Origin of the sequence: Collinsella sp. TF08-11AT (genome assembly GCF_003437035.1) — a bacterium.
In the GTDB taxonomy this organism is placed as follows: Bacteria; Actinomycetota; Coriobacteriia; order Coriobacteriales; family Coriobacteriaceae; genus Collinsella.
Map to the genome: position 1 here is coordinate 99,341 of NZ_QSRL01000002.1, position 12,941 is coordinate 112,281.

Genomic DNA, 12,941 nt, shown 5'->3' on the forward strand with positions numbered 1-12,941 from the left:
CAAAGGGCACAAAGATGCCAAGAGGGGACAAAAAGCAGATTCTCACTTATAAAGTTGCAAGTAATCCAAGTGGAGCAACCGTTGATTTTATTGAATCAGCGCTTAGCCAAGCATCGAGCTCAAGCAAAGAGAAACACCGTCTCGCTGCTCTTCGTGACGTCCTCCTCCCTAAATTAATGTCAGGAGAAATCGACGTCTCGAAGGTCGATCTCAAGCAGCTAAATAGCCATTTACTTCACTATGTGCAACGCGCCGTCCACACTGTGGCTATCGTACTCGACGAAAGGAGCAGCGTGGAAACCGCTATCAATGCCGTGCTTTCGGAAATGCAGAGCCTTCTCGACCCACACCAGCTCAAGCATCTAGCCATTACGCTCAGGCAAACGCTTGGGGCGAAACAAACAGAGCCAGGGCAAGATCTGCTTGCGCTCTTTCTCACCGCTAAAGAGGTCGAGGGATGCTCTCCTAAAACCATTGCATACTATGAGGCAACCTTACGGCATATGAACACAGCGCTTGCTAAGCCCTATACCCAGGTTGAGAGCGACGACTTGCGCCGCTATCTCAATGATTACGAGGTGAATCGCGGTTCTAGTAAGGTCACAATCGATAATATACGCCGTATCATGTCGAGCTTCTTTTCATGGCTTGAAGATGAGGATTACATTGTGAAAAGTCCTGTAAGGCGCATTCGTCGCGTCAAAACAGCTCAAGTAACCAAAGAGGTGCTTAGCGATGAGGAACTGGAGGTATTGCGAGACGCCTGTGAGTCCAAGCGAGATCTTGCCATCGTTGATCTACTCGCTTCGACGGGCATGCGTATTGGCGAACTTGTGCGACTCGACAGGAAGGATGTCAATCTGCACGAGCGCGAATGCCTTGTAATGGGAAAGGGAAATAAGCAGCGCCCCGTTTACTTCGATGCGCGCGCTAAGCTTCATCTTACGGAATATCTTTCGAGCCGTGTTGACAAGAGTCCTGCATTATTTGTCGCGCTCGATTCCTCAGCTCGACGTATTACAGTGGGGAGCATAGAACTCCGTTTACGTGACCTAGGCAGAAGCGCCGGTATCAACCGCGTTCATCCGCATAAGTTTCGCCGTACGCTTGCCACCCATGCCATTGACAAGGGAATGCCCATAGAGCAGGTGCAAAAGCTGTTGGGCCATGCGAAAATAGACACAACCATGTACTACGCCATGGTTAATCAGAGCAATGTGAAGGCTTCGCATAGGAAGTATTTGGAATGAGCTGGACGCAAAAGACCTTGGGAGAGATTGTTAATCTAAAAAGGGGGTTTGACCTCCCTTCCAGCAGCAGGGTTGATGGCCCCTATCCGGTTTTCTCATCTTCGGGACAAACGGGCACGCATTCGGAAGCCGCTGTTAAGGGTCCATGCGTCGTAACTGGACGCTACGGAACTATTGGCCAAGTTTTTTTCTCTGATGCAGCTTGCTGGCCATTAAATACGTCTTTGTACTCGACAGACTTTAAGGGCAATGATCCTAAGTTCGTTTATTACCTACTCAAAACTATTCCATGGCGAGACTACTTAACTGCAAGCGCCGTGCCGGGCATAAATCGCAATCACGTTCATCTATGCCCGGTCTGTGTTCCGGATCACGAAACACAGACCGCAATTTCTGGCGTCCTGGGTTTACTGGACAATAAAATTGAACTCAACACTAAGCTAAATGGCTATTTAGTAAAGGCATGCGACGTTCTGTATTCAAACTATACGGCTGGCGAACAAGCTGCAGAGTGGCCAATGGGCACGCTGGAAGATCTACTTGAGATCAGGTATGGCAAGGATCACAAAAAACTTGATGATGGAAATATCCCCGTTTATGGCTCCGGTGGCTATATGCGTTCCGTCGATCGCTTTCTCTATAGCGGCGAATCTGTCCTGATTCCAAGAAAGGGGTCGTTGAATAATGTCATGTATGTTAGTAAAAAGTTTTGGACGGTAGACACGATGTTCTATGCAGTGCCTAAAAGCCCCAACGTTGCAAAGTACGCATATCAGTTCATCAAGCGACTCGATCTGGCATCCATGAATTCTGGTTCAGCCGTTCCTAGTATGACCACAAAGATTCTTAATGCTCTTCCGGTTCCGATTCCTCCAAAAGAAAGCCTGCATGCTTTTGACGACCAGCTTCAGCCATACTATTCAGCGATTTGCGCAAATGCAATTGAAAATGAACTGCTTGCCGCACTCCGCGACGCCCTTCTCCCTAAACTCATGTCAGGCGAAATCGATGTCTCGAAGGTCGATCTTACGCAGCTAAATAGCCATTTAGCTTAGTGTTGAGTTCAATTTTTGTTGTAAGAATTTCAGCGATTAACGCTATTTTTCTCTGCTGTTCGAGCTCTGGCAATTCGAGCCTTATTCTTTTGAAATTCTTTGTTGGCTGGGCCAAGGCTGGTACTCCCGTTTGATTTGCAAATGCAAGGAGTTTGCCTCGTCCCTCTCTGGTGTGAAAATAGAAAACGAGATACGGAACATATACTTTTGAAGTGTCGAAGGTCACCTTGAACTGCCGTTGAGAGCACAAATACTCTTCGTAGGCAGAATCCTCGGGGATGTAGGAGATTTGTCCGAGCGTGCCGCTGATCGTGACAACTACATCACCTCTTTTAGCGATTGAACGTGAGAGCGATCTCGCCTTTTCTTCCGTAACAAACTTTGTAAGATTGTCTGTAACCTTAAATCCCTTCAGATTTGCGCCATCAATAATAGGGAAACCAGATGGGACAAAACAGGATACCTTTAGATTTGAGCCAAAAGGTCCTGCTGCAATATCGGTGATTACATCGGAAAGAACGATCTCAGAACCCATAACCAATCGCCTCCAAGTTCTTCTTAATCTGTTCCTGCAAGCGGTTGGACTCTTCAAAGCACTTTGCAATCTCGCTAGTCAGGCGTGCCATCTTCTCATCAAACGGCTCACCGTCATCTTCGACCTCGGCAATGCCTACGTAGCGACCGGGCGTCAGGATGAAATCTTGCTTGGCGATTTCATCCAAATCCGCTATGGCGCTGAACCCCTTCACGGGCTCGAACTCGCCCTTGCGGAAGGAGTCGAATGCGGATGCAACTTTGTTGATGTCCTCTTCGGTAAACTCGCGTAGTTTGCGAGAGACCATGGTGCCCATTTCGCGGGCATCGATGAATAGCGTCTTGCCGGACTGAGCCTTCTTCTTGTTCAGAATCCACAGACACACGGGAATTTGGGTGCTGTAGAACAGCTGGCCCGGCATGGCCACAATGCCCTCGACCAAATCGTCCTCTACGATGGCGCGTCGAATATCGCCCTCGCCGCTCGTCTGACTCGAGAGTGACCCGTTAGCCAACACGAGGCCAATCTTGCCCGTCCCGTTAAGATGCCAAATCATATGCTGCATCCAAGCAAAGTTGGCGTTGCCCGTGGGCGGTGTGCCGTACTTCCAGCGTACGTCTTCCTGCAGTGCTTCGCCGCCCCAGTTCTTGAGGTTGAACGGCGGGTTTGCCAACACATAGTCAAACTTTTCATTCTTGTGCTGGTCGGCACTGAAGGTGTCTGCATAGTTGCCCAGATCGGCCTCGATACCACGAATGCCGAGGTTCATCTTTGCGAGCTTCCACGTGGTAGGGTTGCTCTCCTGACCAAAGATAGTGATGTCCTGTACCACGTTGCCGCCATGGTGCTCAACGAAGGCGGCGGACTGCACGAACATACCTCCGCTGCCGCAGCAGGGGTCGTACACACGGCCGTGGAAAGGCTGGAGGATTTCCACCAGCGTGCGTACGATACACGACGGCGTATAGAACTCGCCGGCGTTTTTGCCTTCCATTGACGCAAATTTCTGCAGGCAATACTCGTATGCGCGCCCTAGCAGGTCTTTCTCGCTCTCGTTGTCTGTCATTTGTACGTTTGTGAATAGGTCTACGACATCGCCTAGGCGCCGCTTGTCTAGTTCGGGACGAGCGAAGTTCTTGGGCAGCACGTCTTTGAGCTTGTCGTTCTCGCGCTCGATGGCGCGCATGGCATTGTCGATGATCTGGCCAACTTCGGGCGTGTGTGCCGCCTGTGCGATATTCGCCCAACGTGCCTCTTCGGGAACGAAGAAGACATTCTGCTCCATGTAGCAGTCGCGATCTTCTTCGTCGCCGTAACCCTCTTCGACGAGCTCCTGATAGCGCTCGTCGAAGCGGTCCGAGAGGTACTTCAGGAAAATAAGGCCTAACACGACGTTTTTGTACTCGGCAGCGTCCAAGTTGCCACGCAGCACATCTGCAGCGTTCCACAGTTGATCCTCAAAGCCAATGTCGGCCGTGTTCTTCTTGGTGTCCTTAGCCTTGCTTTTAGCCATGCTGTTTTAACTCCCTATGCTGCATTGTCGGCCCAGAGCTCGCACTGATCCATCACGGTGGCCAGTGCCGACTCCATGCCCTCTGGCGGATACTTATGATGTTTGAGCAGACGCTTAATTGCAACACGCATAGCAGCGCGTGCGCTTTGTTTCTTCTGCCAATCGACCGTGCGCATTTCGCGCATCTTCGCAGCGAGCTCTTGCGTGATGGCGACCAGCTCGTCATTTCTTTCGCGATAATAATCAGCGACTGCTTGCGGTTGTGTTAGCGCCTCATAAAACGCAAACTCCTCTTCGCTAAGCCCAAGCTCCTTTGCCTTTTGGTTTTCGGAAAGCATCTCTTTCGCCATCTTGAGCATTTCTTCGAATACCTCAGCGTTTGTGAGCTGTCCATTTAGATAGCTATTTACCATGCTTTGCATGAGTTCTGAGTACTTCTTTGCCTGCGTTACGCTCTTCTTGCGGTAGCCCTTGATCTGGTCGTCTATGAGTTTTCTCAACAACTCGTAAGCCAAGTTCCTCTCTTTCATACGCGAGAGGCTCGACAGAAACTTGGGATCAAAAATCGAAACCGTTTCGTCTTCCGCCTTAAACAGGTCTATTACGCCGTCGGTATGGACGATGTTCTGTTCGAGCAGTGCATTGATGCGGTCATTTACCTGCTTAAGGGTAAGTTTGCCTCCGTTTTTGCTGCGGGTGCCGCCCTGCTCGGTGAGCTGAAGGATGAGTTCTCGAACAACCTGGAAATAGCCAGCCTCGATGCGCTGCATGTCTGTTGCGCGACTTTTGGCGAGTCCATAGGCTTTGAGCATGACTCCTGCCTGTTCAACAAAGTCGCGGGTGGTATCTTCGTCGCCGGGCGCAAGGATATGATTTACTCCACCCGTTATGAGTTCGCTTCGACGCGCGGCGGACTCGGTGCTCATGAATTCCGAATAATCGTAACCAAACATTTTGTCGCGACAGACCGCCAGTTTTTCCAAGAACTTAGGATAGGCGGTTTTCCCGATATCCATGTCGCCGTATTTCTTTTGGTCGCGCTTGGTGTAGTCCTTCATGGCGCGTTTAAGGGCGTTAGCTATGCCTACGTAGTCAACAACCAATCCGCCAACCTTGTCTTTATATACTCGGTTTACGCGTGCGATTGCCTGCATCAGGTTATACCCGCGCATGGGTTTATACACATACATGGTGGCAAGGCTCGGCACGTCAAAACCGGTGAGCCACATGTCTACGACGATTACGATTTTGAGCGGGTCAGCATCATCCTTAAAGCGCTTTGCCATCTCCTTCACATGGGCCTTATTGCCTACGACGTCGAACCACCACTCGGGGTCCTGATTGCCCATGGTCATGACAACGCCGAGCTTGCCCTCGTCCTTCCAAGAGGGTCGCAGTTTGCATATACGTTGATATATAGCCATGGCGGCGGGGCGCGAATACGCGACGATCATCGCCTTGCCGGTGAGCTCGTGCGCACGGTTGGTCTCATAGTGCTCTACGATGTCCTGACACAGGGCATCAATGACTTCTGGTGCACCTAGAACGGCGTCTAGATTTGCAAAGTTACGCTTGCTTGCGTCAATGGTTTCGGCATTAGCCTGCTCGGTGAGCTTTTCGTACTCATCGTCAACTTTTGCAAGGATGCCCTGATCCAGTTTGAGTGCGACGACGCGGCTCTCGTAGAACACGGGTCGAGTTGCGTCGTCCTCTACTGCCTGAGTCATGTCGTAGACGTCAATATAATCGCCGAAAACCTCGCGAGTCGATCGATCTTCGGCAGAAATAGGGGTACCGGTAAAGCCGATGAAAGTCGCATTCGGAAGGGCGCGGCGGATGAGCAACGCGGTGCCCGTGTGCTTCTTGCCGTCACGGTCGTATTTCTCCTCGAATCCGTACTGCCCGCGGTGCGCTTCATCTACCATCACGACGACGTTCTGGCGCTCGGAGAGGGCGATGGCCTCCTCCTCGAACTTCTGCATGGTGGTAAAAATGATGCCGTTGGCGCGGCGGCTCGAGATCTGCTGCGCAAGGTCGGCGCGGCTCTGCGCCTGAACGGGCGTCTGGCGCAGAAAGTCTGAGCATCTGGAGAACTGCGCGAACAGTTGCGAGTCGAGGTCGTTGCGGTCGGTGATCACTACGATGGTGGGGCTGTCGAGTTTCTCTTCGAGCAGATGGGCAAGGAAAACCATCGAAAGCGACTTGCCCGAGCCCTGCGTGTGCCAGAAGACGCCGCCCTTGCCGTCGCCGCCGATGGCCTCATGCACGCTCTCGAGCGCTTTGTTCACCGCGAAGTACTGATGGTATCCCGCAAGGATTTTCGCGTCCTCGGAGAACAGAATGAAGTTCTTCAGGATGTCGATGAGCCGCTCCTTGGGGAACATGCCGTCCAGAGGCGTCTTCCAATCGGCGTACTGGGTGGCCTCGTAGCTTCCATCGACGCTCTTCCACTCAACGAAGCGTGACTCGTTGGCGGTGATTGTGCCAACCTTGGTGTGAAGCATGTCACTGGTGACGCAGAAGGCGTTGTACACGAAAAGCGATGGAATCTGTCGTTTGTAGTTTTGAATCTGTTGGTAGGCATCTTCGCTGTCAGCGTCGGCTCGAGCGGGCGACTTCAATTCAAAGAGAACGAGCGGAAGACCGTTAACGAATACGATGACATCTGGACGTTTGTTGGTGCCGCGTTCGATGTGGGTCCACTGGTTAACAACGTGGAAGCTGTTCTTTTCGGGATTGCCGTAATCGACCAAGCGCACGATGTCTGTATGCTCTTCTTTGCCGTCAAACCAGCTTGCCTCCACACCGTTCTGCAGCATGTCCATAAAGATGCTGTTCTTGGCGATGAGGTCGCTGCCCTCGATTTCCTTTAGTCTAGTTATTGAGGCATCAATCGCGCGTCGGTTGAGCGTGGGGTTAATGCTCTCAAGAGCGGGCCCAATGACGTCAGGTAGGAAGGCGTCGTCAAACGCGTCGGAGGAACGGGCGACATCAGGTCCATAGAGGTGCTCGTATCCCAGACTCGTTTGCAAGTGGTCAATGATGCCTTGTTCGAAAGCATCCTCATTAAATGACGTTGAGGAGCTGTAGTCGACAGCAATCATGCGCACTCCTTACCTTATGCTTCTTCGACGTTGGTGAGCCTGTCCACCATTGCATTCTAGCAGTTAATCTTGCATATATTGGTATATCTGACACCCGTTAGTTGCCATTTGGCCTATTGGCTGATTGTGCCCGAATGACAATTGGTGGTAAGGCTCTCTTACTTATTAAACTGGCTCCTATTTACAGGCGCTCGTGTTGTGACAGTTGCCCAAGCGCTTGCTTGAAGCTGTTGTTGGTGATCTTGAGATCGTTTCCCGCTTGCATTTTAATGAGTGTCGGGCCGGAGGCGATGGCGGATGTGGTGCGATGGTGCCAAGAAAAGTGCCTAGACCTGGGTGAGGAACCGAGGCCGTGGGCGTTTTTCTATTTCTTTGGTCGCATGGATTGTCTGTTCTGTTGGCCGCGCCGGCGTTGTTTCTTTGCTCTCGTTCGCGCGGTATCCGCTTGTGGCGGTGGATGTAAATAAACGGTGGAGCGACTGCAAAAGAGCCGCTTCACTGGGTAAAATTAGGGTGTGCCGCGGAACCCGCTCCTTAGCTAGTCACACTTCGGAGACGCGGGCAACGCAGGTGCTAATGTCTAAAGGGCCGGCTGCAACCGGCCCTTTTAATATGAGAAAGCCATTGTCAATAGGCGTGTTTGTTCGAGCCCGGTTTTAAACCGGGCTTTTTCGTTTCCCGTCGGGAGGGCCCGCGCACGCTGCACGTTTAGTCGACGCTTGCCTGGCAAGCTAATATCCGCGGGCTCTTGCGGGCGCGCTGCCGGCGGTCAGCCCGGTATGTCCGCGCACCCCACCGCATTTCGATTCTCCGTCCGGCGCGCTCGTCCGAAACCAGTCTTGTTCACGGGCGCGGCCCTTGGGCTGCCCAAAAAGGGCTCGTGAACGCGCGCCGGCGATGCGTCGAGGCGCGGGCCCTCCCGGCGGGAGGCTTGTTGTCCGACGGGGTCAGCCGAGGGTCCCCTCCGCCCGACGCCCGATCTCCCAGACCCAGCAGGCGAGCTCGCGCGCGACGGCGGCGTTTGCCTTGCACGAGCTCTTGCCCGCCGCCGCCAGCGCCTCGCGGCGGCGGCAGAGCCTGGCGGTGCAGTCGTCGGCGCGCGCCCGGATCGCCGCGGGGACGTCCGCGCCGGGCGCCGGGGCCTTCGGGCGGGGCGTGCACGTCAGGTAGTGCCACGCGGACTCCACCAGTGCCGTCCTGGCGAGCCGGTTGCCCGTCTTGGTTATCCCACCGCGCCGCTCGGTCTCGCCGCTCGAGCGCTCCGACGGGACCAGCCCGCACCAGCTCGCGAAGGCCGGGGCCGTCCGGAACCTCGTGAAGGAGCCCGCCTCGGCTGCGAGCCTGAAGGCCGTCAGGGTGTCGATTCCCTTGATGCAGGAGAGCGCCTCGACGGCCGGGCGCCACCGGTCGGTCCGGGCGAGGGCGAGCACCTTCTTCTCGAGCTGCCGACGGTCCGACTCCGCGCACCTCGCGGCCGTGACGTAGTACTCGAGCACGTCGCGCTGGGGCCCCTCGAGCCTGATTCCGGATATCCACCTCCAGTGGGCGCGCGTCCAGGATCCCTTCCTCGTCCCGTCGGCGTTGCGCTCGTCCCAGACGTGGCCCAGCCTGATCAGGAACATGTTGAGGCGCTGCCTGGCGCGGCGGTACTCCACCGTGGCGTCCTCGAGGGCGCGGTCGAGGTCCCGGGCGGCCTCGACGGCCGCATCGGGCAGCGGGACCTCCACGATGTTGTGGGTGGCGAGCATGCGGGCGATGAACTCGGCGTCGCGCCGGTCGTTCTTGCGGCGCGCGTCCGCCGCCGGCCTCTGCATCTTGGAGACGGCGGCCACGGCACAGTCGAGGCCGAGCGCGCGCAGCTCGCGCGCCATGTGGAAGCCGGTGGGGCCGCTCTCGTAGCAGGCCCTGGGCTCCTCGAACCCGAGGGCCCACTCCGCGATCTCGGCGGCGTCCGTCCCGAAGTCACGGTGCACCACCTCGCCGGTGAAGGGGTTGAACGCCGCGGCGGCGACCGATCGCGCGTGGACGTCCAGGCCGATGGAGGTAACATGGGGCATGGGAAGCCTCCTCCCCGCAGGTGCGGTAAGGGCTACCGCACGGGCCGATACTCAAAGCCCATTGTGGCATCCCGAGCCCGCGGAAAGAAGCTGCGCCGCGGGGGAGGCGACCCAAATGGCTTTCTCATATCGTCTTATGACTCCCTTCGCTATCCGTTACTGCTTATATTCCCGCCAGATCGAGTAGAGGTTCCGGGCAATGCCGGTCACATACATCGAGAGGCGCAGGATTTCAAGAAACAAGTTCATAGGCTTCACCCCAATCGGAGATCGGAGCGTTGCCCGCAGGCGGATTCCGCGGCAGTCAAGATTTTACCTCACAGGCCGCGGTGGGAGACATCCTACCCACCCCATGGTTTGGAACAGTGTCGATCTAACGGGCAATCAAACCTCTAGCACTCTTTGAATTGAGCAAGCATCTGCCCGAAGAAGCTTAGTTCGGATGGCTCATAAATGAGCGAACCGCCGTCCGCGGTCCTGTAGACCCCGCAGGGGAGGTAGCGCCCGTCGGGGAGAACATAGAGGTTGGCTTCTTCCTTCAGTCCTGCTGGAAATAGCGGAATCCCGTTTTCGTCCACTTGGAACTCGTCTATATTTGCGACCTTCCTCTCCATGATGCCTCCTCCCTTATTTCTTGAATGGCGCCCTAAAACAGGCAGCTCTCAATCAGCTCTTTTCCGCGTAGGGCGTCGATCCACTCCTGTGGGATGGCTTTGAGACTGTAGGCCGTGCCGGCGAGGGCGCCTGCGACGGCTGCGGTGGTGTCGGTGTCGTCGCCCAGGTTGACGGCGGCAAGGACGCAATCTTCGTAGCTGTTGGTGTTGACAAAGCACCAGCTGGCGGCCTTAAGGGTGTCGCGCACGAAGCCGCCGGACCTGATTTCCTGCTCAGGCACACCTTTCAGATGAGGCGCCCACGAGGGAAGCGTGCCGTTCATCACGCCCCTCATCAGCTCAACAAATATGACGCATGCATCGGTCGACGTTCTGTGGGCGTGCGTTATCGCGGAGACCTCGCAGATCTCGTCGTCAGTCACGTCGACAAACGCCAGGGGCGCGATGCGCATGAGCGATCCGTTGCCGTTGTCGCGCTCGCCGGAGCCTCCTTTGCCGGTGCGCAAGGCGCGAGCGGTCGTGCCGCCATAATCGAAAACGCCGTCGATCGTATACTCGCCACGGGCAATCCAGCTTACGAACTTGTCGCGCATGTCTGCGGTGTCGATATGCCCGAGCTCCCTAATCGAGTCGCAGGTAGCAAGCGTCATGGATGTGTCGTCGCTCCAGGTGCCGGCGGGCTGCCCATGCGTGCCGTAGCCGATCATGTCCGTGCATTCGAACGCGCCGCGAGGCCTGAACTCGTAAGGAACGCCCAGCGCGTCGCCAACGGCAAGCCCATAGATGCAGTCGCGCAGTGTTGTTTTCGGTCTGTCTATCATGGGAAACACCTCTTGTACTTTGGATTGAGGATGCGCGGCTACCTGAGGTAATGTGTCCAGCCCAATTCGGGACGCAGTGAGTCCCGAATTGGGAGAGCTTGTCAGTTAATCTGACAAATGAAAAACCCGCAACGCTATTGATTTATACAGCAATAGGGGCCTCTTTTGGGCGCCCTGCCTTTGGTGCGTCGGCGAGTCGTGCCTCGATGGAAGCTTTGGACACCATGCGCTTGGTGCCGTCCTTCCAAGAATCCAACAGTCCTGCATTTATCAGTTGCGATACCCGTGCTGAGCTAACACCGAGCATACGCGCGGCATCCGCTGCGGTGACGGCGGGGATGTCGCCGAGTTCGCGACTGACGGCCACGGCGATAATCTTGCCACCGTGCTGCGGCTCGTGGCCAAAGTCCGGCGCAGGCAGGTCGACGCCGCCCATTAGGTGGTCATCGACCATGCATGCGAGAAAATCAGCGGCGCTTTCGACAGCGTCGTTTAGGTCGGAGCCAAACGTTCCTCCTCCGCCCAGCGAGCCACATGGAACAGCGTCGACAACGCCGTTCGAATCAAAGAACTCGAATTCCCATACGTAAACCATGTAAGACCTCCTTTAAAAAGTGATGCGAAATGTGATGAGGATGAGCTATCGAAGCCCTGCCTGCCTTAGGATTCTTTTGGCAATTTGATCCTCGATCTCTCGGTGGCGTTTCACGAGCACGAGCTTGTCGCCTTTGACGAACTTCTCGTGATTAGTGCCTCCTTTCGAGATGAAGCCGGCTTCTTCGAGGATACGGATCAATTCGCGTCTCTGCATCTCAGCCTCTTTCAATAACTATATATTAGCACTTCCTAAGGGTTTTAGGCTTAAATCTTAGCTATTGCTAATCCTTTGTTTTGCGGCGCCATCCTTGGATAACGGCTTATAAACCTTGTCGTATTAGTCTATTTGCTCGTGCGGACACGATTTTGGTGCTCTACGCACGACTGCGAAAAGGGTCAACAGGATCAAGGACCGTAGTGTTTTTCTGCGCAACAGGCTGTTGACCGCCTGCACCTTCAGCCTCAGCAGCCATGCGAAGGCTCAGGAGTTCGTCAACGTGCTCAATATGGTGATGTGACCGGGTGTTTTCGAACGCCAAAAACCGGGATGCAAGGAGTCGCACCTTGCATCCCGGCTGAGCTAAAACGGCGCTGCTGCATGCTGTTGGAGCTTTAGCGCTTGATCTCGATATCCTCGAGCTTGACGTCCATGGCCTCGGTCTTGGCCTTGGCGATGTCGTCGGCAAATTCCAGAGACTTCATCATGGTCTCGACGGCGTCCTTGTGCTCCTCGACGTTGTCGATGCGCACGTACACGCTGCCGCCGTCAACGTCGGCGAAGTACTCGGTCGTTACGCCGCCCGAGTGCGTAAAGTAAGCACTGCGCCAGGTCTTGCCGTTGTACTTGACGGGGTCGCTCTCGGTCCATCCGGAGCTGGCCTTCCATTTGGCCTCGTAGTCGAACAGCTCGTCGGCGTTCTTGTCAGAGTCGAAGACAGGGATGAAGCGATCGCTGGCGTGCTCGCTCTCGGTGAACTTAAACTGGGCCCTGTCGGCGGTGTCGCCGGCGACGTCGGTGATCTCGACGCCCTCGGGGACCTCGACCTTAAACCAAATGAAGTCGGTCCTCATATCCACGGCTGGCTTTTCTGCTCCGCCGCCACCGCCACTGCCGGTAGCGCCACCGCTGCCGCCGCAGCCCACCAGGGCAACCGCGGCAAAGAGGCTGATGCAGAGGGTGAGAATCGCAAAGGCCTTCTTTTTCATGGTCGTGTCCTCCCTCGATCTGTAACCGCCCATGGATTACCTGCCTTTACTGTACGCGCGAGCGGCTCGCAAGGGTGGGCCATGTGTCCCATTCTGGAGGCTGGATTTGCGCCGATAAGTGGCAATATGCCCGGGCGTAAAGAGGGGATGGCCGGTGCCGTCGGCCCTCCCCGGGGTTGGGCGTCCGAT

At 55.4% G+C, this 12,941-nt stretch carries 11 protein-coding genes; 2 read left to right on the plus strand and 9 right to left on the minus strand.

The genetic code is table 11. The features are described 5' to 3' along the window. Positions 1-326: 326 nt before the first annotated feature. Positions 327-1,250 carry a site-specific tyrosine recombinase/integron integrase gene (gene xerA / locus DXC79_RS02365; protein WP_117635087.1) on the plus strand — a complete coding sequence of 308 codons (924 nt, stop codon included), beginning with the start codon at positions 327-329 and terminating at the stop codon, positions 1,248-1,250. Further along, the gene (locus tag DXC79_RS02370) at positions 1,247-2,305 is read left to right on the plus strand and encodes a restriction endonuclease subunit S (protein ID WP_117634888.1); all 1,059 of its coding nucleotides are present in this window, start codon (positions 1,247-1,249) and stop codon (positions 2,303-2,305) included. The genes xerA and DXC79_RS02370 overlap by 4 nt, the downstream gene beginning before the upstream one ends. Here DXC79_RS02370 and DXC79_RS02375 read toward each other — a convergent pair. From DXC79_RS02375 to DXC79_RS02415, 9 genes are all read right to left on the minus strand, one after another. Further along, complete coding sequence (locus DXC79_RS02375; RefSeq protein WP_117634890.1) at positions 2,277-2,840, minus strand: restriction endonuclease subunit S; 564 nt, start codon at positions 2,838-2,840, stop codon at positions 2,277-2,279. The genes DXC79_RS02370 and DXC79_RS02375 overlap by 29 nt on opposite strands. Further along, the gene (locus DXC79_RS02380) at positions 2,830-4,353 is read right to left on the minus strand and encodes a class I SAM-dependent DNA methyltransferase (protein WP_117634892.1); all 1,524 of its coding nucleotides are present in this window, start codon (positions 4,351-4,353) and stop codon (positions 2,830-2,832) included. The genes DXC79_RS02375 and DXC79_RS02380 overlap by 11 nt, the downstream gene beginning before the upstream one ends. 14 nt (positions 4,354-4,367) lie before the next feature. Then, entirely contained in the window at positions 4,368-7,457 is a 3,090-nt protein-coding gene (locus tag DXC79_RS02385) for a type I restriction endonuclease subunit R (protein ID WP_117634894.1), read from the minus strand. Between the two features lie 947 nt (positions 7,458-8,404). Further along, positions 8,405-9,514 carry an IS110 family transposase gene (locus DXC79_RS02390; RefSeq protein ID WP_117634896.1) on the minus strand — a complete coding sequence of 370 codons (1,110 nt, stop codon included), beginning with the start codon at positions 9,512-9,514 and terminating at the stop codon, positions 8,405-8,407. Between the two features lie 392 nt (positions 9,515-9,906). Next, the gene (locus DXC79_RS02395; RefSeq protein ID WP_117634897.1) at positions 9,907-10,128 is read right to left on the minus strand and encodes a hypothetical protein; all 222 of its coding nucleotides are present in this window, start codon (positions 10,126-10,128) and stop codon (positions 9,907-9,909) included. Between the two features lie 32 nt (positions 10,129-10,160). Further along, complete coding sequence (locus DXC79_RS02400; RefSeq protein WP_117634899.1) at positions 10,161-10,949, minus strand: ADP-ribosylglycohydrolase family protein; 789 nt, start codon at positions 10,947-10,949, stop codon at positions 10,161-10,163. A 142-nt stretch (positions 10,950-11,091) separates the two neighbouring features. Beyond that, positions 11,092-11,544 carry a helix-turn-helix domain-containing protein gene (locus tag DXC79_RS02405; RefSeq protein ID WP_117634901.1) on the minus strand — a complete coding sequence of 151 codons (453 nt, stop codon included), beginning with the start codon at positions 11,542-11,544 and terminating at the stop codon, positions 11,092-11,094. Between the two features lie 45 nt (positions 11,545-11,589). Next, positions 11,590-11,760 carry a type II toxin-antitoxin system HicA family toxin gene (locus DXC79_RS02410; RefSeq protein ID WP_084591772.1) on the minus strand — a complete coding sequence of 57 codons (171 nt, stop codon included), beginning with the start codon at positions 11,758-11,760 and terminating at the stop codon, positions 11,590-11,592. A gap of 398 nt (positions 11,761-12,158) precedes the next feature. Next, a complete protein-coding gene (locus DXC79_RS02415; protein ID WP_117634903.1) occupies positions 12,159-12,752 on the minus strand; it encodes a hypothetical protein in 594 nt (197 codons plus the stop codon). Positions 12,753-12,941: the final 189 nt, after the last annotated feature.